The organism is Leeia oryzae DSM 17879, assembly GCF_000376945.1.
In the GTDB taxonomy this organism is placed as follows: Bacteria; Pseudomonadota; Gammaproteobacteria; order Burkholderiales; family Leeiaceae; genus Leeia; species Leeia oryzae.
In genome coordinates, this window is the sequence record NZ_AQXU01000025.1 from 755,958 (window position 1) to 781,940 (window position 25,983).

Below are 25,983 nucleotides of genomic sequence, written 5' to 3' on the forward strand. Positions count from 1 at the left end.
CTTCATTTCAATAAACAGTTAATTACGCATCAATGTCATGATGGTCTGGCAAGCGAATTCAATATTTTGTTCACTGTGCGATGTAGACAGAAAAAATCTCAATCTTGCCGCCTTTTCTTCTACGGCAGGATACACAATGGGCTGGACATTAATGCCCTTGGCAAATAGTTGATTGGAAAAACGAACCGACTTGATTGAACTGCCAACAATGATAGGAACAATGGCATAGCCTTCCGCAAAACCTGTATTGATCCCTTGTTCTTTAAGCTTTGCAAGTAATTGCTGCCCTCGCGTTCGTAATGAAGTAACACGTTCGGGTTCGCGCTGCATGACATATAACGCTTCAAGCGATGCTGCTGCTAATACCGGTGACAAACCAACACTATAAACAAAACCTGGTGCAGCATATTTAAGGTGCTCAACCAGCGCCCGCTCGCCTGCAATATAGCCACCACAGCTGGCCAAGGTTTTACTGAGCGTACCCATCCAGATATCAACATCCTTGCCCTGCACGCCAAAATGCTCATGTATGCCCTTACCAGTTTTGCCAAGAACACCCAATGCATGTGCTTCATCCACCATCAGGAAGGCTTTATGTCTACGCTTGATTTCAATTAGCGTGGGCAAGTCAGGAATGTCGCCATCCATGCTGTACAGCCCTTCAACCACTATCAAAACCCGTTCAAATTGCGGTCGAATGTCTGTCAATATCTGGTCAAGCACAACCATGTCATTATGTGCAAACGAACGACGGGCTGCACCAGAAAGCTGAATACCTTGCAATACACTGTTATGGATCAGGCTGTCATGAATAATCAGGTCTTTTGGTCCGAACAAATACCCGATCGTATTGACATTAGTAGCATGTCCACTCACAAAGGCTACACAATCCTCAACGCCATATAATTGTGCCAGCTCATGCTCAAGCTCCCGCTGTATCGGCCTCTCACCGGCCACAAGCCTACTTGCTGATGCAGAGGTGCCATAGCGGTCAATTGCGGCTTTGGCGGCTCCATTCACATCGGGGTGACCTGCCAGTCCCAAATAGTTGTAACTAGAAAAGTTGACGTACTCTGCCCCGTCTATACGTGAAGTTGCACCAGCTACTGCCTCGTGTACTTTAAAAAAAGGATTATCCAATCCCAGTCGGTCAGCTGCAGCCTTTGGCACCAGCATCTGCTCATACCCAGGAAGACGATCAAAGCGAGTGTAGGCCTCTGGGATGGCAGCAAGAACAGATTTTCGTTCCGGTGGTAGTTCCTTGCTGCTAGTGCCTGTTTTCTTTCCCAGAATACGATCAATCAGTTGGTTTTTGGTTTTTTGTACTAAATCTTTACTCATAAGATCAATCTGGTTCCAGTTTGCGCGAGTTTGCGCGCATCTTCATTCAACTGATGCACATCGTCTTGGCTAAGACCCTCACCGTGTCTGCCTGCCAGCCCTGTAACCAGATCTGGCTCAGATGCAGTCTGCTGGACACTATCACCACCGCAGAGTTTATCTACAATACGTGCTGTAACATTGCTAACAGTTGGTGCATCGTTCAGCATCATTACCGGCAACTGAATGCCAAAACGTTGCTCCAAGCCCATGGCCAGTTCGACAGCCATCAAGGAGTCCATTCCTAAATCATGTAGCGAGTGATTGTGTTCGATCCGGTCAGGGCTAATACATAATATTTTGGCAACCTCCTGCGCGACAAGCTCACGAACTATCATGACAATCTCTTGGGAAGACTTGCCATCTATCATCGCGCGGATATCTAGCAAGTCCCCACTGGCGCCGGCATCCTGCCGGCTTCGGTTGAGAATGGCAAAACGACTGCCTTTGGAAGAAGGTAACAAATTGGCTAGTACGTTCCAGTCGAAATTTGCTGGCATGAAGCGGCCGGTAGCAGTCACCAGCGCATGATCAAGTTGTGACAGTGCCGCCTTCGTTGATAGCGCTGCGCGACCCAAACGTTGTTCAAGACCATCTTTTACCGCCTGATGGCGATTTAGATATCCGGCATCGCCGATTGGACCCCAAGCTACACTCACCGCAGGCAGACCTAAGTGGCGACGTAACGCAACCAAGCCCTCCAAAGCAGCGTTGGCCGCCACATAATTGGCTTGCCCAGGATTCCCGATAGCGGTAGTCACAGATGAATAAAGCACGAAATATTTGAGTGGTAGTGCAGCACTTGCCTGATGCAGATGCCAAGCACTCTGCAGCTTGGCGTTCAATACCGACTGGATGCTTTGTGCATCCATATTGCCAATTAGCTTGTCATCAAATACGGCTGCCGCATGCAAAATACCTTCCAGCGGAGGCAAGGTATGCTCAATTTCATTAAACAGCGAGGCAACAGCTAATGTATCGGTCAGATCACATGCACGGGCAACAACCCTCACTCCCATGGCCTCCAGTTCAGCGATTGCTTCGCATGCACCGGGTGTGTCAAGTCCACGACGTCCCACCAGCATCAGTGTACCTACCCCACGCTCAGCCAGCCATCGTGCGGACTCTAGGCCAAACCCTGCGAGCCCCCCAGTCACTAACCAACTACTGCGTTTGTCAAAGTGACATTCCATTGGGGATACAGTAGTCATGGAAAGCGCTGGTCGCTGCGCCGACTGAGAAACCACGATTTTGCCGATATGCCTGGCCTGCTGCATAACCCGGAAGGCGTCCACAATTCGATCTGCCGGGAAGGTCCTATACGGTAGAGGGGCAAGTGCTTGCTCATGGAACAGTGCCATTACCTCCCGAAACATTTGGGCCGCAAAGGCGGGACGCCCAGTCAGCAACTGGTCAGCATCAATACCAAAATAGCTGATATTATCTTTGAAGACACGTAAACCAACAGGGGTATTCTCGAAAAAGTCACGCTTGCCAAGTTCAAGAAAACGTCCGAAAGGCTTAAGCACATCGAGACTGCGTCGCATGGCCTCTCCGGCCAACGAGTTGAGCACCACATCCACGCCTTCTCCGGCTGTTGCCGCGAGTACATCATCGGCAAACGATAGACTTCTGGAATCAAAGACATGGTCGGCACCTAGCAAAGCAACAAAGTCCCGCTTTTCATCACTGCCGGCGGTCACAAATATCTCTGCACCCAACTGGCGGGCAAGTTGGATGGCTGCAATACCAACACCACCAGCCCCCCCATGGATCAACACCCGTTCACCTGCCTGCAAACAGGCTAGCTGCTTGAGTGCATAATAGACTGTAAGAAAAACCGTTGGTGTTGTTGCAGCAGCTTCAAAGGTCCAGCCATCTGGAAGACGCTCTATAGCTTGAACGTGAGTTACTACATGACTCGCAAAACATGAAGAACCAAAGCCCATCACAGCATCGCCAGGAGACAATGTCGTCACATTAGCTCCTATCCTGCGTACTACCCCTGAAAACTCAAGTCCAAGACTTGCGCCAGCAAACCCCTTTTCCACAGCCTCATCCGGTAATAGACCCATTAGATACATAACATCACGGAAGTTCAGCCCGGTTGCACGAGTCTCAACTTCCACCTCATTGTCTTGTAATCTATGTTCAATTTCTGGCAGCCAGACCAGATTACGTAACTGCCCGGGTACAAAGAAATCCAGACGATAATGTGAGCTGTCCGAACTCATGGTTGTTGGATACTGAGCCTCTTGCATCACAGGGCAGTAGCGGGCTGAACCGGTTAACACGATTTCATCGCAGCCATCCGGGTATAACAACTCACGAGCCAGTCGAGAAGGTGTGTCTGCTGATACCTCACCATCCAGATCAATAACCGTACAACGCAGTTGCGGGTATTCATTCATGACCACCCGGGCAAAGCCCCACAATGCGGATTGCACGGGATTTGGCGTTTCCCCTGCAGGCAGTCCTGCTAAGAGCGCCCCCCCACGAGACACCAGCCACAACCGAGGTATTTTGCCGGGCATAGCTACAATCTGTCGAACCAATGACAATAAGTTTGACACTGCGCTACTTGCATATTCAGGTGTCTCTTCCCAAGCCTGCAAGTGGACAATATGGTCGAATCCCAGTTCCTCCTGTATTGCCTCGGTACGAACTATTATCTGTTGGCCACTCTCTTCGAGTTGAAGGTATAATTGTTCAGTCAACTTAGAAGAAGACGAGTCATTCAGCAGCAACCATCGCTCTGGCGGCAATGGTGCGGGATCTACCTGATCGGTCTGAGCGCGTTGAGCTAATAAAAGATAGGCACCTTCAGTCAGTTGTTCAGAGGCTGGCTCAATGACGATGTCAATATCATCATAACCAGCGTCTGCCATCACCTGTGACCAAGCCTCGGGAGCATGGAGCGATGAGCGGGGAGCTTGCCCGTCCGCCACATGCCACCACGCAGGATTCAGCCCTTCGAGAAGGTTTGCACACCAATCGGGGTAACGCTCAGCCAATACCAACATCCCCCCGATAGCAAGCAAAGACCCCAGCTGTTGCAGAACCGCCCGCGCATCATGACTGCGATGTAAAGCATGTCGCACAATAATGACATCATAGCAATCAGGCAGTGACTGTTCGTTACTAAGACTCAGCGTATCAGCATCGAATGACGTAACAATCACATTAGGGTGTTCGTGATACTCACTTAGTTGCCGAGCATATAGCGTATCGTTGGCATGGGCCAGGACATAATCGAACTGATCTTCCCTCAGAGTTCTGATTAGACCTTTTGGAAGTTCGCTACAGCCGTTGGTGAACTCCAACACGCGCAGTCGGCGTGAGCTAGGTAGTTCTGTAGCTAGATTTGCCAACACACTCTCCAGTGCACGACATACCCCCAGATAGGCAGGATCATCGTTATATAGCACTTCAGCTACCGGCGAACTCTGTAACTCACTTAGTAGAGAACCAACATCATTCGTGCCTGCCAGCAAAGCAGGTAACCGCAGCCCTATCCGGCCGAGCAGGGTTAAGTGTGGCAGATAATCAGGCATATCCCGCAACAGACTCTGCCAAAGTACTTTTGCAGGAGGTAAATCGGTATCAGTCACCAGATACCACTCGTCACCCTCCTGCTGAAGAACCCCCTCATTACGAAGCAACTCAGCAAGCCAGCGCACATAAGGCGTTGCCAATGGGCTGTTAAATACCTGTGGCCAACCTTGTGGGTTATCTTTTGCCAGCCGATGAAATGCTTCAAGGGCGAACGATAGTGTAAGCACCTCGCTAAGGGGCAGTATCTGTTTAAACCAGACTTGACGTTCGCTAGCGAGATCACTGAACACCTCACGTGCACGTGCTGCGGAATGGGCTATGGAAATCTGCGTGACATGCCCATCCTTGGGGTGCGGAGTCAACCACGGTACAACATGCCAATTGGCAATTTTCTGATGAACTTGAAACTTTAGATGAGCCGCACGAAAACGGCACCCGGTGATGCTCGCGACTAAAGCATCACTTGCATCAAACAGTTCAAAGTCAACCAACGCCGAGCGGGTTGAACGCCTGCGAAGCAAAGCACGGAACCGAACCACCTCTGTCTGACGACACAACTCAATGCGCCCCATCTTAACGGGTAACAAAGCTATTCCTTGCGCTTCACGAGCCTCATTACCAACCATGTTGACCAGCGCCTGGAAACATACATCCAACACTGCAGGATGCAACAAGAATCCATTTAGCTCCAACTGGGTGGACGACACCAAGTCCGCTTCAAGCCGGTCCTCTTCAAAACGGACCTGTCGCAGTCTCTGGAAGGCAGGCCCGTAATCCAGTCCTAGCGCAGTGGCTAGTGCATAATGAGTGTTTCTGTCGTGCGTTGTCGCAGTCTCTGCCGGGCCAGTAATATGCACTGCTGGTAGCCTGCCCGTCGCATCTAGCAGCCTGCCGGCTGCATGCAAGGTCCACTCGTCCTCGCTCAAGCGCTGGCGACTCTTGATTTGAAAAGTATTGTCTCGCAGGTTAAAGACAAAACGCAGGGTGCGTGCATGTTGGCCATCAAACACCATAGGAGCAACAATATCAAGTGGCTCGACAATGAAATGCGAACCACCTTTATGCTCGCGAGCGGCCGCCATAGCCATTTCAGCATAAGCTGAACCTGGATAAACAATAGCCCCCCCCACCTTGTGGTCTGCCAACCAAGGCAAAAGTATAGGATCAAGCGTGTTTTCCCAGGCCAACTCTGCATCCATCAGACGCCACCCCAACAATGGGTGTACGCGATGACGAGCAATGGAACGCAAGCCTTCGCTGGTCCAAGGCATCCAGTGCCGTTCACGTTGCCAAGGATACAAAGGCAAACTGACTGGTATACCAGGCACAGGAAAATGATTGTGAAAATCTGGTTGCTTTTCACACAATTGCACGCGCAGCACGGCCTCGTTCAGTTTGGCAACACCATCGTCATAACGACGCAAGGTCGGAATAACGCGCCCCTTCACCTCAGCAAATGTGAGGCATTCACTGATGTAGCGTTGCAAAATAGCATGCGGGCCAATTTCAACAAATATGCGACAACCTTTGGCCACCAGTGTGTCAATCGCAGCTGCGAAGCATACCGGTTCACGAACATTTTTCCACCAGTAGTCTGCATCAAGACTAGCGCCTTCCAGCACATCCCCGGTCACTGTAGAAACAAACTGTGCCTGATAAGTCGTTTCTGGATGTAATACACCAAGGAGACTCGCTAGCTCAGACTCCACAGGGTCCATCTGGCGACTATGGAAGGCATAATCCAGTTCTAGCAAACGGAAGAAAATGCCCTTGGCTTCGACCAACGTCTTTATTCGAGACAGACTCTCCAAACTGCCTGATAAAGTTACATTTCCCGGGCTATTGATTCCAGCAATTTCCACATCGAGCACATCCCCCATGCTATCGATCAATGCAGCTACAGCTTGGGCTGACATGCTAACGGCAGCCATCCTCCCTTTTCCACGCATTAATCCTTGTGCCTGGCTTCTGGCAGAGATAATTCGAACTGCCTGTTTAAGATCAAAAGCACCTGCTGCCCATGCAGCAGCAATCTCTCCGACACTATGACCAGTTACGGCCACAGGGATAACACCTTGCTCACGCAACATCATTGTTATAGCGACCTGGATAGCAAATAACAACGGCTGGGCAACGGTTGTATCATCCAACCGAGCAAACTCCTCAGAAACTCGAAGCTCCTCTAACAAAGAGAATTTGACATACGGATACATAACAGTATCTAGATCCGCCAGAATCTCGGCAAACCTTGCTGAAGCAGACAACAAAGACTGCCCCATTCCTACCCATTGAGCACCATTTCCTGAGTAAACGAATGCGACCCCACCACCCTCTGGCAAAGAGTCTTCAATATAGACATCTGAGGCATCACCTTTGGCATGTTTCTCCAGCTGATTGATGGCCAATTCGACCGAATCAGCCCGAAGTGCTAGCCGCTTCTCCATCCTTTCTCGCCCAAAAGCTGTCGCACATGCGATGTGATAGAAATCCTCCTCCGACTTGCACTTTAGAAAATCGGCATAGCGTTGCGATAAATCTCGTAAAGCGGCGTCTGTTCTAGCCGAGAGAAAGAGTGGCGGTAGTGAGATTTTATTACTAGATATGGTGACCGCTGGTTGGCTACGAAACTCCTGTAACAAAACATGCGCATTCGCACCACCGAAACCAAACGAGTTAAGCCCGGCAACCAAGGGCTTATCTCCGTGTGGGTCTAGCATCTTGTATTCTGTGATCAACTCAAGGTTAAGTGCAGCAAAGTCGATCCGTGGGTTGGGTGTCTCAAGGTGTAGTGCTGACGGTAAAGCACGGTTTTTGAGCGCTAAAATTGTTTTGATCAAACCGGCAAGACCAGAAGCTGGCTCAAGATGGCCGAGATTGGCCTTTACTGACCCAATTGGTAGCGGACTACTACGCTGCCGACCATAGACTTGCGCAATTGCTGCTGCCTCAATCGGATCTCCGACGGTTGTGCCAGTACCATGAGCCTCAATGAAGTCGACATCCGCAGCAGACAGCCCGCTGCGTGCCAATACTTCTCGCATTAACTCCGCCTGACCTTCGCTACTGGGGATGGTAATGCCTGTCTTACGAGCACCATCTGCATTGACTCCACTAGCAAGAATGACTGCATGAACTTGATCCCCATCAGCTATAGCCTTATCCAAGGTCTTTAGCATCAAGACTGCACCACCTTCTGAGCGGACATAACCATTACCAGATGCGTCAAAAGGTTTACAGCGCCCATCTTCAGACAACATTGATGCCTTGGTAAAACCGACAAAGGGATGAGGGTGCAAGAGCAGATTTACCCCACCAACCAGTGCTGCAGAAACCTCTTCGGCACGAAGGCTGTTACAAGCCTGATGTAACGCAACCAGCGATGATGAACAAGCGGTATCGACCGCCAATGAAGGTCCGTGCAAGTCGAATACATAAGAGATTCGGTTAGCCGCAATACTGAGGGTATTACCGGTCATTGAATGGGGAGTCATGACGGCAAGGTCATCCAACCCCCTCATCCCATAATCGAATCCGGAAATCCCTACGTAAACAGCACAATTCGAACCGGCTAAGCGAGAAGGGGGGATACGAGCATGTTCCATTGATTCCCAAGCCAATTCGAGCAAAAGACGTTGCTGTGGGTCAAGCACAGCCGCTTCACGCGGCGAAATACCAAAAAAACCGGCATCGAACTCATCTATGCGTGATAATACGCCAGCAGAAAAGGTGATACTGCGCCCTGGCTCGGATCTCTTAACATGTTGCAATTCATCAACAGCCCAGCGATCAGATGGAACTTGAGTGATCAAGTCTCGTTTTTGCTTCAGAGCATCCCAAAAAGCTGCATCATCCGCTAAATCACCAGGAAAACGATATGCATATCCAACAATAGCTATAGCAGATGATGATGGGGGAACCACACTCGTTTCCATAGAAAAATTGTAAGAAGAAGATTCACTTTTATTTATTACTTCAATCTGATTCATCTAACTGTATCACCACTATCAATAAATAAAGCATCTCTTATAAGATATGAAATTTTTTAAAATTCGACTACTAACCAGTTCTCATTATATATTTAATTATGAAGGAGCCAATCTAAAAAAATCACTCATAGTCTTCTGATAAATATTAAGATAATTAAATTAAATACAGAATATCAAGCAGCTGAATTTATAATCATGTTCGAACTGGTTAACCTAACAGCTGAAATTTTTCTTTCATGGCGATCATATAAATACTTTCTGAAAGAACCTTCAAATCGCACACCTTTTTCATCTCCGCTTCAACTTGAGTAGGTATACCAGCACATTTACTACACCCCTGTAAAAAAGGAGTTAATTATTGCTCATGCCGTGGATTTATGACTCTCGTCTTTAGATGAACATACCAATCAAAAGAAATTTCATCCAAGGTAATTGAAATATAATTTTTTCAATTAAAAAATTATCATTTAATGCAGAATTAATTTTGAAAATTTTGAAATTAAAAAACAAAAATCACATGCGTCTCTTTGAGGATGTGTTTAAACTATTTTTAACATCAAACTACACTAACTTTTTATAGGATAAACAACTATGTAGACATTTTCAACATTTGAAAACAAACAAAAAATGCTATTGTCATAAAATAACAACGGCCAAAAAAAATAGATTATCATAATAATCAATATTTTACGTTATGAAAAATTTGAAAAAGCACGAAAAATATTTATGAACAAACAGTCATATTTAGAAAATATTTTTCCAATATGTAACATTAAACAAACTACATGACTTACATCAAAAATTTTTATGACAATTTATGTCATAAAAAATCATCTACATTGACAGACCACATCTAGATTAGATCTAGAGCCAATAACGATCAGCTTGATTGGATAATCAGGGTTGATGCAGTGGAACTTTCCTTGTGTAGCTATAACCAGATTTAGCCAAAGTGTTTTTCATCACCACCGGCCTTAACGCTTGATGAAACTGCAATAGACAAACGACTGTACGTTCCCCAGCGGCGTGTGGTGCGCCACCTTCTGGCTGGCGGTCAACACAAACCCGTCCCCCAGTTCTGCCGCCAAGCCCGCCGGCGTATAACGCACCACCGGCAACCCGCTGCACTTCTCCGGTCCGTCCTCGGCAAATGTCGCCATGATCACCAGCCCGCCCGCTACAACAGCGGGCGTCATCTGCCTCACATATGCGGCCCGGTCCGCGGCGTCGGTCAGAAAATGAAACACCGCCCGGTCGTGCCACACGTCAAATCCGGCAACAGGTAACGCCACTCTCGTCACATCCCCGGCCAGCCAGGTGACCTGCGCCGCGGCGGGTCCCAAACGCTGCCGCGCAACGGTAAGCGCAGCGTCAGAGATATCCAGCACCGTCAGGCGGGTAAACCCGGCTGCCAGCAAACCGTCGACCAAGGTAGAAGCGCCGCCGCCCACGTCAATGATGCGGGCAGTACTTGCCAGCTGTGCCTGCTGTATCCGTTGCAGCGATTCGCTCGCCTGCGGCTGATACCAGCTGACCGTGTCGGCCGCCTTGGTGGTATAGACCTGTTCCCAGTGTTGCTGCGTGTCCATCAACCGCTCCTCCCTTGCCAGATATGGAACCACTGAACCTGTATTCTAGCACCGCCGGCCCCGCCAGTTTTCCCGCCCGGTGCAGCCGACAAATGGTCATCCCAAACCCCTATATTCCTTTTGCATATCGGCATACACTAACACTTTCCCTGCTGTATCGCCCCCGCACCCCATCCATTTTCAGGAGATCGTCATGGCAAATAACCCCGTTGGCTGGTTCGAAATCTACGTACAAGACATGCCCCGCGCCAAGGCATTTTATGAAGCTGTTTTCCAGAACCCGCTGACACGGCTGGATAACCCGGATCTGGACATGTGGGCCTTCCCCATGACGTTAGAGCACTATGGTGCAGGCGGGGCGCTGGTGCATATTCCCGGTTGTCCATCTGGCGGCAACAGCACGCTGGTGTATTTCAGCTGTGCCGACTGCGGCGTAGAAGCGGCCCGCGTGGTGCCGGCGGGCGGGCAGATTCACCGCGAGAAAATGGCCATCGGCAATTACGGATTTATCGCGCTGGCCATCGATACCGAAGGCAACATGTTCGGCATGCACTCCATGGCGTAAACACTCATTTTAGCCATGATATGCGGGTATCTTGCACGATGAAGGTGCATTACCCCCCGGTAAAGCGGTATCATTGCACTTGATTAACCCTGTTCGCAGTCTGGTTTTTGCCGCTGCGCGTCTTTCTATTTCCCGATGAAGGTTTAGCATGAGCAGTCTACCGAAGTGCCCGCAATGCAGTTCTGAATACACCTACGAAGATGGCAACATGTTTGTGTGTCCGGAATGTGCCCACGAATGGTCCAAAGACGCTGCAGACAGCACCGAGCAGCAAAAAGTGATCCGTGATGCATTCGGTAACGAACTGAAAGACGGCGATGCCGTGACCGTCATCAAAGACCTGAAGGTCAAAGGCTCGTCGCTGGTAGTCAAAATGGGTACCAAGGTCAAAAGCATCCGCCTGGTAGATGGCGACCACGACATCGACTGCAAAATCGACGGCATTGGCGCCATGCAGCTGAAATCCGAATTCGTGAAAAAAGCCTGACAGCCATTGTCTGACCATGCCCCGGGCGCGTAAGCTGACAGCATGTTAGCCCGACCGCCCGGAGCCCCCCATGTTTACGTCTGTCCTGGATTTCTGGTTCAAGGAAACTGACCCGTCGCTATGGTGGGCCAAAAATGAAACCTTCGACCAGCTGATTGCCACCCGCTTTGCCGATCTGCACCAGCAAGCCTGCCGCTGCGAGTTATTTGCCTGGCGCAACCAACCCCGAGGCCGCCTGGCCGAAATCCTGATTCTGGACCAGTTCTCCAGAAACCTGTTCCGCGACTCCCCGCGCGCCTTCGCGCAGGACCCCCTCGCTTTGGCACTGGCGCAAGAAGCCATTGCCGCCGGCGCAGACCAGCCCCTGACACCGGTAGAACGCAGCTTCCTCTACCTGCCCTTCATGCACAGCGAATCCCCGCTGATCCACCAGACCGCCGTCACCCTCTACGACCAGCCCGGCCTGGAATTCAACCTCGACTTCGAGCACCAGCACAAAGCCATCATCGACCGCTTTGGCCGCTACCCGCACCGCAATACGCTGCTCGGGCGCGAATCCACACCGGAAGAAATCCTCTTCCTGAAACAGCCGGGGTCATCGTTTTAAGCACTACTCTCTTCGGGTAATTCATCCTTCCCCATAACCAGCCGGCTATCTGGGGTCACACTTGTTTGCAAACAGACCTTGCAAGATAAACGCCTGCATCTATAGTATTCAATTGGAATATTGCATACGGGTTGGTGCTGATTAATCATGGGGCAAACTACACCCAGTGCTGATCCAAACACCCGTGTATGAATACTGGAAGATCAATGACAACAGAATCGGCTCAACCTGGTTTTATCGAGCGACATAAACGCAAGCTGATTGGCCTGGGCATCTTCCTGCTCCTGGACATGAGCGGCATTTTTGACATGCTGCAGTTTCACACAGGCAGCTTGCTGCCACCCTACCTGGAACAGCGGCAGGAATGGCGCATCCCGACGGATCCACGTCTCAAGCGACAGTATGACGAAGCACAGGCGATTGTGCTGCCTGACAGCATTCCCAAACCGGTCCCCTTCAATTTTGCTCTGGCACGGCTACGTGCTGCCATACCAGGCCAGCCCAGTGTCTCCACCCAATATTTCAGGCACTTATGCAAAACTGAGGCCAATGAATACATTCTGAAGAAAGTTCAGAATGTAGAGGGACTATTGCAAATGCGGACAAGACCTATGTTGACGGACCAAGAATTGGGAAAGCTTTATGAGATAGAAGACCCATTTGGATATGACATTCAAAACACAGTGAATTCATCTCACTTTGTTTGGAAGACTGAATATCAATACATTGAGCAACCTTTGCCTGGTGACAGTTTCTCTGAGCCTTCATTAAGCTCAAGGGATATTTCATATAAAGAGCCAATCAATCCAAAAACCAATTACTTCATTTATTCTCCAATCAAAGAAAAAAATTATAAAGACCTTGATTATATAAGACGTGATCAATCAAGCACTTTCAAAAGCCGATATGGATTTACATGGCGGGGGATTCATCGCAAATTGGATAGGTATTATATGATTGCGGGAGGAGAAATTATCATTAAAGACCTAAAGACTAATGAAGTCCTAGCAGTTAAACGCGGATTTAGACGTGCGCTCTGGGATGATGGTAATGTTGGATGGCAAAATGGAGCGGGAGATTGTCCTAGATATTATTACGGAGAACGGATGTATCAAGGCATCAAACCCCTCAACAAACTTCCGATCCCAGATGTTATGTTTGTAGATAAAGTTCTCATTCCTGTCAATTCAGAAAAAACGGTATTTAAAACCGTGATTGATCCCAAAAAAGACAATGCATTTTATATGAATACACTTTTGAGATAACTTGGCGGTAGGCAATTAATGGAACGCAGCGCTATACTGACGCATCCCCCCGCTTTGTCACCCCACCCTCCATCGTGGATTACAGGAGCGATTTCTCATGCGTCATTCACCATCTCCTTCTTTTTCTCTCGACGGCCAGGTCGCGCTGGTCACAGCGGCGGGCAAAGGCATCGGTAAAGCCTGTGCCCTGGCGCTGGCCCAGGCTGGTGCCGACATCATTCTGGGTTTGCGGGATCTGGCCGGCAGTGATGCGCTGGTCAATGAACTGCGGCAAGCTACCGGCCGGGACATCTTCCCGGTGCAGATGGATGTCGCCAAACGCGCCGAGATCGAATCTGCGGTGGCTGCCGGACTGGCGCATTTCCAGCGCATCGACATTCTGGTCAACAACGCCGGTATTGGGGCCCCCAACCCGGCAGAGCACGTCACCGAGCAGGATTTTGATGAAACACTGAATGTGAACCTCAAAGGGACTTTCTTTACCTCGCAGGCCGTCGGCAAAATCATGATGACCCAGGGTGGCGGGCGGATCATCAACATCAGTTCCCAGGCGGGGTTTGTGGCACTGCCGACCGAGTCGGTCTATTGCATGACCAAGGCGGCCGTCTCGCACCTGACCAAATGCCTGGCGCTGGAATGGGCGCCGTATCACATCAATGTGAACGCCGTGGCACCTACCTTTATTGCCACACCGGGTACCCGCAAATGGCTGGATGATGCTGCGTTTCTGGAGACGGTCAAGGCGCGCATTCCGCTCGGCCGTGTGGGCGAGCCGATCGACGTGGCCGGCCCGGTGGTGTTTCTGGCCTCGCCAGCTGCGGCGATGATCACCGGCGAGACGCTAATGGTAGATGGCGGCTGGACCATCCAGTAGCTGTACATCCATGCCCTCGTCATGCATACTCATGCTTTGCATAAACCGTATTCACGCAGGGCAATGATGAGACTGCAAGGCAAGATTACCCGCTGGAAAGAAGACCAAGGCTACGGCTTTGTGGAACAGAACGGCACCGGACAACAGGCATTTGTGCATATCAGTGCGTTTGCCGTCCGGGGCAGGCGCCCGGTCGAAGGCGACCTGATCACCTATGAAGTCACCAGAGACAAGCAGAACCGCTTGCGGGCAGCACAGATTCGCTTTGTAGAAGCGGCAGATACGCAGGTTGCACACACGTTGCACAATACCCTGGCGGTCGCTGCCGGGGGCGGTTTTCTGGTGGCACTGGCGGTACTGTTTTTCACCGGTCATGTACCGTTCTGGCTGGTGGTGGGCGATGTACTGCTCAGCCTGCTGACCTTTATCGTTTACGGCGTAGACAAGTCGGCCGCACTGCGCCAGATGTACCGGGTGCCAGAAAATACCCTGCACCTGCTGGCACTGCTGGGCGGCTGGCCGGGCGCATCGCTCGCGCAGCGGCTGTTCCGGCACAAAACCCGCAAAACCGCGTTTCTGGTGATGTTCTACCTGTGCCTGTTCGTCAATACCGGCGTCACGGGCTGGTACTTTCTTTATCGCTAATGAGCGGGTGACCGCCGCATTCGGCCGGACCCCACTTTGGAGACTGTCATGCACCAAACCATGGTAACCACTGCGCTCACCCTGCCCGGTTATACCATCACCCGCAACCTGGGCGTGGTGCGCGGCATTACCGTCCGCTCACGCTCCATTGTCGGCAACTTCTTTGGCGGCCTGCAAAGCCTGTTTGGCGGCAATATCAGCATCTATACCAGCCTGTGCGAACAGGCCCGCGAAGAAACCTATCACCTGATGTGCGAACACGCCCGGGAGCTGGGCGCCAACGCCATCATTGCCATGCATTACGATGCCACCGAACTGATGGCCGGCCTGACCGAAGTGCTGTGCTATGGCACCGCCGTGATTGTGCAGAAAGACACCGATACCCAACCCTGATCAGGAGTTGCTCATGAAATATACAGGTAGTTGTCATTGTGGCCGGATTGCATTCGAAGCCGAAGGCGAGCTGGAAAAAGTCACCGCTTGCAATTGCTCCATCTGCCGGCGCAAGGGTACGCTGATGTGGTTTGTCCCCCGGACATCACTCAAGCTGCTTACCCCGGAACACGACATGGCCACCTACACCTTCAACAAACATGTCATCTCGCACCATTTTTGCCCGGTGTGCGGCATCCACCCCTTCGGTGAGGGTACCGTCCCGAATGGTGGCCACATGGCGGCCATCAATGTACGCTGCCTGGACGATGTCGATATCGACAGTCTGCCCGTGAGTCACTTTGACGGTAAAAGCATCTGACCCACGGCATGACATGAAGGCGTTGAATACCAATCAAAGCGGTGCCCTCTGCGCCTGGCTGGGGGTAGCGCTGCTGTTTACCGGCACGCTGCTGCACCCGATGTCTGCCGACCCGAACCAGCCCATCGCTGCGTTTACGGAGTACGCGGCAGACCACCACTGGGTGGGTAGTCACCTGCTGCAGCTTGTCGGCGTTGGCTGCATGCTGGTGGCCCTGCTGGCTCTCGCACATCACCTGTCAGTAGCCGGCGGACGCTTGCTCATCCGCACGGCTGTAGCCGGTGCCATTACCAGCCTTGCGCTGGCGGCTGCCTTGCAAGCCGTAGACGGCATTGCACTGCATCGCATGGTCCACGTGTGGGCCGATGCACCCGTCGCCCAAAAGCCGGCATGGTTTACAGCCACTTTTGCCGTCCGGCAGATCGAGGTCGGTCTGGCCAGCCTGTTCTGTATCACCCTGGGGATCACGGCCGCCCTGTTTGGCCTGGCACAAAGCCGGCATGCCGGCAGCCCGCGCGGGCTGGGCCTGCTGGCGATTAGTGCCGGGCTGGCTACCGCCTACGCCGGGTGGATCATGGCGCACCAGGGCTTCTCTGAAACCGTGATGATGATCAACATGCCGGCCAACCTGCTACTGATGGCCTGGATGCTGTGGTCAGGATGGCAACTGTGGACCCGGCAGGTCACCGCCGAACAGGAACGCGGCTAAGTTTTTCTCTGCGGCCGGGGTGATCTGCGGTAGAGTAACGCCCCTGTACCCGTGTTTGTCTTGATCCTCGGAGAATCTGCATATGTCTGAAGCGTTGCCTGCGGGCGGCATTGTAACCCTGTGGGCTGGCTGGGAAGTTGCACTGCCGCCTTGTCGTCACCAGCAAAATGACGATGAATCCTGGAGCGCCTGGGGGCGAGACTGGGTGCTGGAAGTCCAGATTCATGAAGTTCCCCAGTCGGTAGACGCTGCGCATGAGTGGCTGGATGGCTATACCGGCATGATGAATACCAGCGGCCGTGGCTGGCAAGGCCAGACCGGTCAGCAAGAAGGGGAAGATGCCGGCCGCAAAGTATACCGATTGGCCGGCTGGCTGGATGCAGGGTACGTCACCCTGGCATGCTGCCTCTCGTACCTGGATGCCGACCAGGCAGAATTTGCCAGTACGCTGATCGGTAGCATCACCCACAGCTAACGTCACGCGCAAGATTGTACAAGCGCCGCCTGACGCATCCCCCTAGACTCACCCTGTGAACAAACCCTCGCAAGGAACGTGTAGCCATGACCATTGAACGTTTTGCCACTGCGCCCTACCAGACTCATTGCCAGACGCGTGTCACGGCGATAGACGGACAGCTGCTGAGCCTGGCGGAGACCGTCTTTTACGCCATGGGCGGCGGCCAGCCTGGTGATACCGGGTATATCGAGTTTGCCGATGGTGAACGCACTGCCATTATCGATACCCGTCGTGCTGCCGGCACACGCGAGATTCAGCATCATCTGGCCCCGGAAGGCCGTATGCCGCACACCGATGAAGAAATCACCGTACATCTGGACTGGGAACGCCGTTACGCCCACATGCGCATCCACACGGCGCTGCACTTGCTGACCGCCGTGCTGCCATACGGCGTCACCGGCGGTTCGGTGGCCAGTCAGAGCGGCCGGCTGGATTTTGATGCCGGCGATGCGGTACTGGACAAAGACGCCATCGAAGCCGCGCTTAACCAGCTGATCGAACAGGCCATCCCGGTTGAGACTCGCTGGGTCAGCGGCGACGAACTGGCGGCCCGCCCCGAGCTGATCAAGACCATGTCGGTCAAGCCGCCCATGGGCTTGCCGCAAGTCAGGCTGGTAGACATTGCCGGCACCGACCTGCAACCCTGTGGCGGCACCCATGTTGCCAATACCCGGGAAATCGGCCCGATCAAGGTACTGAAACTGGAAAACAAAGGCGCCAGAAACCGCCGGGTAACCATCGGTTTCTGAGGCAATCCGGGTTGAGTCTTTGTCAGATCAAATCTGTCCGTATATTCCGGGCCGCCTCATCCCGGGTGGGCATGATGCAGGATGTGTAAAATTATCCCCATGGCATGCACCTTCTTGTAAGATAGACACTTCACCTCTGTCTGCAGGAAGGTAAGTTATAGTGGTCTTGATGATTCTGGTCGCGGGTCCTTACCGTTCGGGTACCCATGATGATCCGGTACTGATCCAGCGTAATGTCGACGCCATGTTAACGGCTGCCCTGGCGATTTTCCGGGCAGGTCATTTGCCGGTCATGGGCGAGTGGTATGCCTTGCCGCTGATCGAGCATGCCGGTTCTGCCGGTATTGGCGACCCGATCTTTGACGACATTTTTCACCCTGTCGCCAGGCGTCTGGTTAGCAAGTGCGATGCGGTTCTGCGCATCGGCGGGCCGTCTACCGGCGCAGACGAGATGGTGGCTCTCGCCCACACCCATGGCAAAGCGGTTTTCAACTCACTGGAAGACATTCCGCCAGCCACCTGACCCACACACGCCAGACGGCACACGTTCCCAACCGATGTACCTTTTTCGCAAGGAGGCATCATGAGCACGCAAATCTTTGTCAATCTGCCCGTCAAGGACCTGCCGCGGTCCATTGATTTCTTTACCCGACTGGGTTACCGCTTTGATCCGCAATTTACCAATGAAAGCGGTACTTGCATGATCATCGACGAGAATATCTTTGTTATGCTGCTGACCGAGCCGTTCTTTCAGGGATTCACGCCAAAACCGGTCAGCGATGCCATGCAAAGCACCGAAGTCCTGATCTGTCTGTCGTGCGAGAGCCGGAACCACGTCAATGATCTGGTCAGCAAGGCGATCCAGGCGGGCGGCACCACCCCCAATCCATCCAAAGACTATGGTTTCATGTACCAGCATGGCTATCAGGATCTGGACGGACACTTGTGGGAACTGGTGTACATGGAAGGGACCCCGGGCGATGCCACAGCGGAGACACACTAATCCGTTTGGCCGGGTATTCTGGTGCGGGGTACGGTTGGGGGTCACTGGCCTGCTGGTCGTCTCTGCATCGGCCATGGCCCAAGGGTTCACCGCGGCCAGATTATCCGGGCAGGATCAGACGCTGACGCTATACACCTCGGTCGGCAAGCGGATTGCCGCGCCAGTGCAAGACGGACAAACCGGCTTTTCCCAGCCTCGCTTGTCACCAGGTGGTTACTATGCCGGCTGGCTGGTGATGGAGCCCAATTGCTGCACCTCCTACCCGATCGCGCTGCGTCTGGTCGTCGTCAATGGGCGGCAAGCCCATCACACGTTCTCAGGGAATGGATTGCCGATCTACGGCTGGTGCTTTGCAGACCGCGGAACAGCCGTGGTGTACCGGCAAGGGGTCTTGCATGGCAGCAATGTCCTGTTTTACCAGAAGAACCGCATCCGCGATGGCAAACTGCTGGCCAGCTTTGAATACGATGAAGACGAGCACAACGTACCGGTTGCTCCGGTTCCGGCCTGGGCTCGCTGCGCACGACCTTGATACGTCTAGCCGGTCTTGTCACCCTGCCGATATACCTCGGGTCTGCGCCAAATGGTCATCCATCGTTTACAGACCCGTGGTGTATCGCTAAGCAACGTATTACCAGAAGTACATCACCACTTTATCTACCGCCAGCGCGGCAAACAGGGCAAACAGGTATTTGATGGAATAGAAAAACAGCTGGCGGGCAATTTTGTCGTCCTGTGTTCTGTACAGGCGCCAGGCCAGTTGCAAAAAGCGCGCCCCCAGCCCTACCGCCGCTACCGCATAGACCAGGCCACTCATTTTGATGGTAACGGGAATCAGGCTCACCGCCAGCAGCATGACGCTATACAGCACAATGCTCAGACAGGTGTAGGCCGGGCCATGGGTCACCGGCAGCATCGGCAGGCCTGCCTTGGCATAATCTTGCCGGTGGTACAGCGCCAGCGCCCAGAAATGCGGTGGTGTCCAGGTGTAGATAATCAGGAACAGTACCGCTGCTTCGGGCGAAATGGTATTGCTGACGGCCGCCCAGCCCAGTACCGGCGGCATGGCACCGGCAGCCCCGCCGATGACGATATTCTGTGGCGTCGCCGGTTTCAGCCAGCGGGTATAGACCACAGCGTAGCCGAAAAAGGTTGCCAGGGTAAGGACTGTAGTCAGCGGGTTGCTGCTGATCAGCAGCAACCACAAGCCCAGCACGGTCAGTGTGGCGGCATAAGCAGTTGCCTCTACCGGGCTGACGGACCCGTCCGCCACCCCGCGACCGGCTGTACGGCGCATCTGGCCGTCCCGCTTGCGTTCAAACAGGCAGTTGGCTGCCGCGGCCCCCATGGCCACCAGCCCGATGCCGGTCAGGGCCACCAGCAAACGGCCGCTCTCCGCCAGCGGCGGCATGGCCAGCAACATGCCGGCGGCCGCGCAAAAGACAATCAGGCTGACTACTTTGGGCTTGCCCAGCAACCACAAGGCTCGCCAATGGTCTGTATCGATTCGGTTTAGTGCCAGCATAATGGTGAACTCCTGATTAATACCGTTTTCCGTAAGACCATCCCAATACGGCAACCACCGTAGACAACAACACGGCTGCCCCCCCTGTATGGGCCACCGCCAGTGCCAATGGCATGGACCACACTACATTCGCAATCCCCAGCGTCAACTGCACGCCCAAGGCGCCGATCAGCAACCCGGCGGGCAAGGCCAGCCGATGTTTCAGCAAACCGATGACCCAACACACCCCGGTCAGCAGCAATACCAGTGCACCCAGCCGGTGCAACCAGTGAATGGCCGCCAGATGCGTCACCGATAGCGACACGCCAGCGGCCGTCTCGCCCAGCTGCCGTAGCGGATACATCGCCTCCGCCATGCCGGCAGGCGGCGTAAACTGCCCCTGGCACGCCGGAAAGCCGTTACAGGCCAGACCGGCATAATTGGTCGATACCCACCCGCCCAGAAACAGCTGCAGCAAAGTGGCCAGCAGCACGCCCCAGCCCAGCCGGCGCCAGTTGGTTCCCAGCCGGATAGAGGCATCGGCCCGGCTCAGCATGGTGTGCATGAACATCAGGGTAGCCAGCATGCTCAGCCCGCCCAGCAAGTGCCCGGTGACCACAATCGGCATCAGTTTCAGCGTCACCGTCCACATGCCGAATGCCGCCTGCAACAACACCAGTACCGGCGGTGCCAGCACCAGGAGACGCGGCAATGTCTTGCTGCGCCAGGCCAGCCAGCTCATGCCCATGATGGTCAGCACATACAGGCCGGCCACATAGCGATGAATCATTTCTTTCCAGGCGCGGCTGCCATCCACCGTGCCGCCATACGCTTGGGTCGCGGCGTGGATTTCGTGCGCCTCGTTCGGTACGGTCAGCTTGCCGTAGCAGCCTGGCCAGTCCGGACAGCCCAGACCGGCGTCCGACAGACGTACGTACGCCCCCAGCATGATCAGCAGCAAAGTCCAGCCAATCAGGATTTTCAATAAGGTTTTCAGCGTGTTTTGCGGGTTCCGGATCGACATCATGCGCCTTACCCCAACGCTGGATTATTCTTGAGCAACAGGCCGACTTCCTTGATGACCTGCTTGCGGCCTTCATCATCCGCCAGCTGGCTGGCGGAATAGCGCACCACGGCATTGCCATGGGTATCGATCAGATACAGCCCTGCCCCGCGGGATTGCAGCGCCGTGTAATCCTTGCTGGCCACCAGCGGTTTCTCGCAACCGCCGGTTTGTTCTGGCCGGATACGGTCCATCTCCCGGCCTTGTGCCAGACTTACCTGACGCGCCACCAGGGCAAAGCCCGCCAAGGCCTGGCTGCACCCGGCCGGGTCATGGGCAAGCAACCGCCACTGCGGATCCGGTTTTAACAGGGGTTCAGCCAACAGTTCGCCATAGCTCTGGCCGCCCTGTGGCGGAAAAAAGCGGAATGCCAGCTCGGCTGCCAGCCAGGGCAACAGACAAATCCCCAGCATGATCAGCAACATGTGCCGCCCGTCGAGTTTGCGGCGTTTGCTTGGCAATACAGGCGGGGTATTCAAGGTAGGGTTCATGCTTTGCCTTTCGATTGCCGATAAAACTTCAGACACAAAAAACAACCAATCACGCTCATGCACCACCAGGTCACAGCATAGCCCAGATGCCTGGCCGGCGTCACGGCGGTCGCCTGCAGGGCATCGCGCCTCGCCGGGCTAACCGCATAAGCTACCGGTAGCGGCAGGCCTGCCCAATGGGCAAACTTGGCCGGGTCGACATTCTGGAATACGCGCCCGACCGGCGGGGTTGGCCCCAGCTCCAGATAACGCGGCCAGGGTGCCATCAATACCCACGGGCTAGCGGCCAGTGGTGCATGGGTGGCAGACGCCACCCAACCGGTTTCCACCAGCACCACTTGCCCGCGCTGCAGCCGCCAGGGCATGACCTCGACGACCCCCAGCAGGCCGTTCTCGGTCCGCTTGTCCAGGTAGAAACGCTGCTCGGTCAAGGGGGTGCCCTGCAAGGCCACGCGACGCCCGGCAGCAGGCTGGCCCGACCCATCCCAGGGTTGTACCGGCAAGGCCCGCTGGCTGGCCTGATACGCCAGCAGCTGCTCTTTTTGCTGCATGCGGCCGAACTGCCAGATACCTAGCAGCAGGGTCAGCAGCACCAGTGCGGCCAGTAGCGATATCCCGAGCAAACCCTTAAAAAACCTGCCACAATGGGTGCGTTCCCCACGTTTGCCAGAGGATAAATGCATGAAACTTGTCACCATCATTCTTATCATCGCCATCCTGTTTACCATGGGCAGCGCCATGCTGGCACTGGTCAGAGAGCCATCGGCTTCTGGCAAACTGGTTAAACGGTTGACGATACGGGTCGGGTTGTCGATCTTTCTGTTTCTGTCACTGATCGTGGGTCAATCGCTAGGCTGGTTGCACCACTGACCGACAACAAAATGGGCGAAGCCGTAGCTTCGCCCATATCTATCTCTTACAGCACGTAGACAAACACAAACAGCAGCAACCAGACCACATCCACAAAGTGCCAGTACCAGGCGGCCGCTTCAAAGCCGAAATGGTGTTCGGCCGAAAAATGCCCGCGCAACACCCGCACCAGCATGACCGTCAGCATGATGGTACCCACCAGCACATGCATGCCGTGAAAACCGGTCAGCATGTAGAAGGTTGCGCCATATGCACCTGAGTTCAGCGTCAGGGCCATCTCGGTCCAGGCATGGTGGTATTCATATGCCTGGAAGCACAGGAACAAGGTCCCCAGCAAGACTGTTGCCAGCAGGCCCAGCGTCAGCTTGGTCCGGTTACCAGCCACCAGCCCCCAGTGGGCCAGGGTCAGGGTGGCACCGGATGTCAGCAGAATCATGGTGTTAATGGCCGGAATGCCATCCGCCTCCATGGTGTGGTAAGCCGTGGTTTCAGGTCCGGTGGCAAATGGCCAGTGCGCGGAGAAGCCTTCCCACAGCAGCCGGTTGGTGAAACCGGTGCCACCGATTTCCGGTACCGACAGCACGCGGGTATAAAACAGTGCGCCAAAGAACGCGGCAAAGAACATCACCTCAGAGAAAATGAACCAGCTCATTCCCCAGCGGAACGAGTGATCCACCTGCTGGCCATATGACCCGGCAACAGATTCCCTCACCACATCACCAAACCAGCCAAACAACATCCAGATGATGACCAGTGCACCGAACAGCAATCCCCATTGTCCGGCCACAAAGCCATTCATCGAGAACGCCGCACCCATGGCCAGAGAGAACAGTCCGATCGACCCGACAATAGGCCAGCGCGACGGATGTGGTACAAAATAATGTGCATCATGAATGCCATTTTCGACGTTCATTTCCTCGTCTCCTATCCCTGCTGTGCAAGCAATAATTTAACGACGGCCCAAACCACGATCAGCAACACAAACGCCAGCATGAAGCCGGTTGCAATCACCATGATCGGGCTCAGTTTTTTACTTTCTGCGTTACTGCGGCTACGTACGCCAAAGAACGCGGCTGCAACGGTTTTGACCGTGTGCCACAACATCATCAACCCTCCACCTTGTACAAGGTGTAATTCAGGGTGGCGGCATCCAGTGCGTCCGGCATTTCCTTGGCCACATGAATCACGACTTCCACATCTTTCTGTGACCGGGCCGGCAACTTGATCACATCCATGCAAAAACACTTGATCTTTTGCAGACTCGCCGCCGCCCGCATCGGGGCATATTGCGGAATGGCCCTGAGCTGCAAGTCCTGGTCACCCAGGTTTTTCAGGTGATAGGTAAAGTGGATGTACTTGCCCAGTTCTGCCATATGCACATTCTGATCCGCCTCAAACGTCACCGGCAGGTTCCCCTGCACACTGGACGCCAGCTCCAGCCGCAAAAAATGCGAACCTGTGCCGATTTCTTCGCGAGCCCGGTCTACGCCCAAGGCATCACAAAAGGCGTTATAGAACGGTGACAAGGCATAACCAAACCCGAACATCAGTGTAGCGGCCAGCCCCAGCTTCACGGCCAGCCGCTTGTTGGCATCCATGCCCGGAAACAGCGTCAGGCTTCTCATGCTTACCCCTTGCCCATCTGGCGGAAAAAGATGGCCACATAAAACCCGAGTGCCAGCGCAGCCAATACCAGTGCGGTTACATGTTTGCGTTGCATGATGCCCCCTTAGTCGTCGTGGCCTTCCAGATACTGGGCACGCAAGCCTTTGCGTACCAGTGCCTCATCCGGTGGTGTTTCCCAGGTATGGTGCGGTGCTGGTGATGGCACTTCCCACTCCAGCGTATGCGCGCCTTCCCATGGGTTGGCCGGTGCCTTGCCCACGCCACCCTTGATGGTATGGATGACGTTGTACAGGAACAGCAGCTGGCCAAACCCGAAGCAGAAGGCCCCGATCGAGGCAATCATGTTGAAGTCGGTAAACTGCAACGCATAGTCCGGAATCCGGCGTGGCATGCCGGCCAAACCCAGAAAGTGCATCGGGAAGAAAGTCACGTTAAAGAAAATCATCGACCACCAGAAGTGGAACTTGCCGCGACCTTCGTGGTACATGTAGCCGGTCCATTTGGGCAACCAGTAGTAGGTCGCGCCAAACAGGCTGAACAGTGCACCGGCCACCAATACATAGTGGAAGTGCGCCACCACGTAATAGCCGTCGTGCATCTGGGTATCAATCGGGGCAATCGACAACACCAGGCCAGAGAAACCACCCACTGTAAACAGGCACACAAAGCCGATGGCAAACAGCATCGGGGTCTCGAACGTCAACGACCCTTGCCACATGGTGGCCACCCAGTTGAACACTTTGACCCCGGTCGGCACCGAGATCAGCATGGTGATGAACATGAAGATCAGCTGGGCATCCAGTGGCAGGCCTACCATGAACATGTGGTGCGCCCACACCATGAACGACAGTACGGCAATCGAACAAGTGGCATACACCATGGACACATAGCCAAACAGCGGCTTGCGGCTGAAGGTCGGGATGATCTGGCTTACCACTCCAAAGGCCGGCAAGGCCATGATGTACACTTCCGGATGCCCGAAGAACCAGAAAATGTGCTGGAACAATACCGGGTCACCCCCACCTGCCGCGCTGAAGAAGTGTGTGCCAAAGTGACGGTCGGTCAGCAGCATGGTGACTGCGCCAGCCAGCACGGGTGCGACGGCAATCAGCAGATAGGCGGTAATCAGCGTGGTCCAGGCAAACATCGGCATTTTCAGCAAGGTCATGCCAGGTGCACGCATGTTGAGGATGGTGGTCACAATGTTGATTGACCCCATGATGGAAGACAGACCCAGCAAGTGAATGGCAAAAATGGCCAGGTCCATCCCCATGCCAGCTTTCACCGACAAGGGCGGATACAACGTCCAGCCACCGGCTGCCGCCCCGCCCGGCACAAAGAACGAGATCAGCAGCAACAGGGCTGCAGGCGGCAACAACCAGAAACTCCAGTTGTTCATCCGCGCAAACGCCATGTCGGGCGCCCCCAGCATCAGCGGCAGTTGCCAGTTTGCCAGCCCGGTAAAGGCCGGCATGATGGCACCAAACACCATGATCACGCCGTGAAGTGTCGTTAACTGGTTAAAAAACTCGGGTTGCCAGAACTGCAAGCCAGGCTTGAACAGTTCGGCCCGAATCCCCAATGCCATCAAGCCGCCAGTCAGAAACATGGCGAAACTGAACCACAGGTACAGTGTTCCGATGTCCTTGTGGTTGGTGGCAAATACCCATCTGCGCCAGCCTGCGGGTGCGTGATGGCCATCGTGCCCGGCGTGATGTGCTTCGTGTGCAAGTGTCGTCATCTT

26 protein-coding genes are annotated in these 25,983 nt (G+C 53.8%); 15 read left to right on the top strand and 11 right to left on the bottom strand.

Annotated features, from left to right (window positions below; genetic code table 11):
* Nucleotides 1–18 precede the first annotated feature (18 nt).
* The 3 genes from F552_RS0117015 to F552_RS0117030 all read right to left on the bottom strand — a co-directional run bounded on the left by F552_RS0117015 (nucleotide 19) and on the right by F552_RS0117030 (nucleotide 10,510).
* Nucleotides 19–1,341 (bottom strand): aminotransferase class I/II-fold pyridoxal phosphate-dependent enzyme, encoded by a 1,323-nt coding sequence (locus F552_RS0117015; RefSeq protein WP_018152978.1) that lies wholly within the window; start codon nucleotides 1,339–1,341, stop codon nucleotides 19–21.
* Complete coding sequence (locus F552_RS0117020) at nucleotides 1,338–8,921, bottom strand: type I polyketide synthase (protein ID WP_156802360.1); 7,584 nt, start codon at nucleotides 8,919–8,921, stop codon at nucleotides 1,338–1,340. Before F552_RS0117020 ends, F552_RS0117015 begins: the two co-directional genes overlap by 4 nt.
* Nucleotides 8,922–9,895: 974 nt before the next feature.
* Nucleotides 9,896–10,510, bottom strand: a complete 615-nt coding sequence (locus tag F552_RS0117030) for a class I SAM-dependent methyltransferase (protein WP_018152980.1) — start codon at nucleotides 10,508–10,510, stop codon at nucleotides 9,896–9,898.
* A 193-nt stretch (nucleotides 10,511–10,703) separates the two neighbouring features.
* Here F552_RS0117030 and F552_RS0117035 point away from each other — a divergent pair, with 193 nt between their 5' ends.
* The 14 genes from F552_RS0117035 (at nucleotide 10,704) to F552_RS0117100 (ending at nucleotide 19,217) form a co-directional block, all read left to right on the top strand.
* A complete protein-coding gene (locus F552_RS0117035; RefSeq protein WP_018152981.1) occupies nucleotides 10,704–11,075 on the top strand; it encodes a VOC family protein in 372 nt (123 codons plus the stop codon).
* Nucleotides 11,076–11,223: 148 nt separating this feature from the next.
* Nucleotides 11,224–11,562, top strand: a complete 339-nt coding sequence (locus F552_RS0117040; protein WP_018152982.1) for a zinc ribbon domain-containing protein YjdM — start codon at nucleotides 11,224–11,226, stop codon at nucleotides 11,560–11,562.
* Between the two features lie 70 nt (nucleotides 11,563–11,632).
* Nucleotides 11,633–12,169, top strand: coding sequence for a DUF924 family protein (locus F552_RS0117045; RefSeq protein WP_018152983.1), 537 nt, complete (start codon nucleotides 11,633–11,635; stop codon nucleotides 12,167–12,169).
* Between the two features lie 206 nt (nucleotides 12,170–12,375).
* A complete protein-coding gene (locus F552_RS0117050; protein WP_018152984.1) occupies nucleotides 12,376–13,434 on the top strand; it encodes a hypothetical protein in 1,059 nt (352 codons plus the stop codon).
* A gap of 97 nt (nucleotides 13,435–13,531) precedes the next feature.
* Nucleotides 13,532–14,308, top strand: a complete 777-nt coding sequence (locus F552_RS0117055) for an SDR family NAD(P)-dependent oxidoreductase (protein ID WP_018152985.1) — start codon at nucleotides 13,532–13,534, stop codon at nucleotides 14,306–14,308.
* A gap of 63 nt (nucleotides 14,309–14,371) precedes the next feature.
* Nucleotides 14,372–14,953: a DUF1294 domain-containing protein gene (locus F552_RS19735; RefSeq protein ID WP_169333615.1), complete on the top strand. Its 582-nt coding sequence runs from the start codon at nucleotides 14,372–14,374 to the stop codon at nucleotides 14,951–14,953.
* 48 nt (nucleotides 14,954–15,001) lie between these two features.
* Entirely contained in the window at nucleotides 15,002–15,346 is a 345-nt protein-coding gene (locus F552_RS0117065; RefSeq protein ID WP_018152987.1) for a YbjQ family protein, read from the top strand.
* Nucleotides 15,347–15,359: 13 nt separating this feature from the next.
* A complete protein-coding gene (locus F552_RS0117070) occupies nucleotides 15,360–15,707 on the top strand; it encodes a GFA family protein (RefSeq protein ID WP_018152988.1) in 348 nt (115 codons plus the stop codon).
* Between the two features lie 22 nt (nucleotides 15,708–15,729).
* The gene (locus F552_RS19740) at nucleotides 15,730–16,416 is read left to right on the top strand and encodes a hypothetical protein (RefSeq protein ID WP_156802361.1); all 687 of its coding nucleotides are present in this window, start codon (nucleotides 15,730–15,732) and stop codon (nucleotides 16,414–16,416) included.
* Nucleotides 16,417–16,498: 82 nt separating this feature from the next.
* On the top strand, nucleotides 16,499–16,891 hold the full coding sequence (locus F552_RS0117080; protein ID WP_018152990.1) for a hypothetical protein: 393 nt from the start codon (nucleotides 16,499–16,501) through the stop codon (nucleotides 16,889–16,891).
* Nucleotides 16,892–16,977: 86 nt separating this feature from the next.
* On the top strand, nucleotides 16,978–17,682 hold the full coding sequence (locus tag F552_RS0117085; RefSeq protein ID WP_018152991.1) for an alanyl-tRNA editing protein: 705 nt from the start codon (nucleotides 16,978–16,980) through the stop codon (nucleotides 17,680–17,682).
* Nucleotides 17,683–17,851: 169 nt separating this feature from the next.
* Nucleotides 17,852–18,205 carry a hypothetical protein gene (locus F552_RS0117090; protein WP_018152992.1) on the top strand — a complete coding sequence of 118 codons (354 nt, stop codon included), beginning with the start codon at nucleotides 17,852–17,854 and terminating at the stop codon, nucleotides 18,203–18,205.
* A 60-nt stretch (nucleotides 18,206–18,265) separates the two neighbouring features.
* Nucleotides 18,266–18,685: a VOC family protein gene (locus F552_RS0117095; protein ID WP_018152993.1), complete on the top strand. Its 420-nt coding sequence runs from the start codon at nucleotides 18,266–18,268 to the stop codon at nucleotides 18,683–18,685.
* Nucleotides 18,663–19,217, top strand: coding sequence for a hypothetical protein (locus F552_RS0117100; RefSeq protein WP_026182851.1), 555 nt, complete (start codon nucleotides 18,663–18,665; stop codon nucleotides 19,215–19,217). The genes F552_RS0117095 and F552_RS0117100 overlap by 23 nt, the downstream gene beginning before the upstream one ends.
* A gap of 99 nt (nucleotides 19,218–19,316) precedes the next feature.
* Here F552_RS0117100 and cyoE read toward each other — a convergent pair whose 3' ends face one another.
* From cyoE to F552_RS0117120, 4 genes are read right to left on the bottom strand one after another with little or no spacing between them, the layout of a single operon-like run.
* Nucleotides 19,317–20,210 (bottom strand): heme o synthase, encoded by an 894-nt coding sequence (gene cyoE, locus F552_RS0117105; RefSeq protein ID WP_018152995.1) that lies wholly within the window; start codon nucleotides 20,208–20,210, stop codon nucleotides 19,317–19,319.
* Between the two features lie 16 nt (nucleotides 20,211–20,226).
* On the bottom strand, nucleotides 20,227–21,216 hold the full coding sequence (locus tag F552_RS0117110) for a COX15/CtaA family protein (protein WP_018152996.1): 990 nt from the start codon (nucleotides 21,214–21,216) through the stop codon (nucleotides 20,227–20,229).
* A gap of 5 nt (nucleotides 21,217–21,221) precedes the next feature.
* On the bottom strand, nucleotides 21,222–21,743 hold the full coding sequence (locus F552_RS0117115; protein ID WP_018152997.1) for a hypothetical protein: 522 nt from the start codon (nucleotides 21,741–21,743) through the stop codon (nucleotides 21,222–21,224).
* Nucleotides 21,740–22,426 carry an SURF1 family protein gene (locus F552_RS0117120; RefSeq protein ID WP_018152998.1) on the bottom strand — a complete coding sequence of 229 codons (687 nt, stop codon included), beginning with the start codon at nucleotides 22,424–22,426 and terminating at the stop codon, nucleotides 21,740–21,742. The genes F552_RS0117115 and F552_RS0117120 overlap by 4 nt, the downstream gene beginning before the upstream one ends.
* Between F552_RS0117120 and F552_RS0117125 the strand changes: the two genes are divergently transcribed.
* A complete protein-coding gene (locus F552_RS0117125) occupies nucleotides 22,425–22,613 on the top strand; it encodes a DUF2909 domain-containing protein (RefSeq protein ID WP_018152999.1) in 189 nt (62 codons plus the stop codon). The two genes, F552_RS0117120 and F552_RS0117125, sit on opposite strands and share 2 nt — an antisense overlap.
* A gap of 46 nt (nucleotides 22,614–22,659) precedes the next feature.
* Here the strand turns inward: F552_RS0117125 and F552_RS0117130 are convergent, their stop codons facing one another.
* The 4 genes from F552_RS0117130 to ctaD form a co-directional block, all read right to left on the bottom strand.
* Nucleotides 22,660–23,526, bottom strand: a complete 867-nt coding sequence (locus tag F552_RS0117130) for a cytochrome c oxidase subunit 3 (RefSeq protein ID WP_018153000.1) — start codon at nucleotides 23,524–23,526, stop codon at nucleotides 22,660–22,662.
* Nucleotides 23,527–23,537: 11 nt separating this feature from the next.
* Nucleotides 23,538–23,720, bottom strand: a complete 183-nt coding sequence (locus F552_RS0117135; RefSeq protein ID WP_018153001.1) for a DUF2970 domain-containing protein — start codon at nucleotides 23,718–23,720, stop codon at nucleotides 23,538–23,540.
* Entirely contained in the window at nucleotides 23,720–24,238 is a 519-nt protein-coding gene (locus tag F552_RS0117140; RefSeq protein WP_018153002.1) for a cytochrome c oxidase assembly protein, read from the bottom strand. Before F552_RS0117140 ends, F552_RS0117135 begins: the two co-directional genes overlap by 1 nt.
* 104 nt (nucleotides 24,239–24,342) lie before the next feature.
* Nucleotides 24,343–25,980, bottom strand: a complete 1,638-nt coding sequence (gene ctaD, locus F552_RS0117150) for a cytochrome c oxidase subunit I (RefSeq protein ID WP_018153004.1) — start codon at nucleotides 25,978–25,980, stop codon at nucleotides 24,343–24,345.
* Nucleotides 25,981–25,983: the final 3 nt, after the last annotated feature.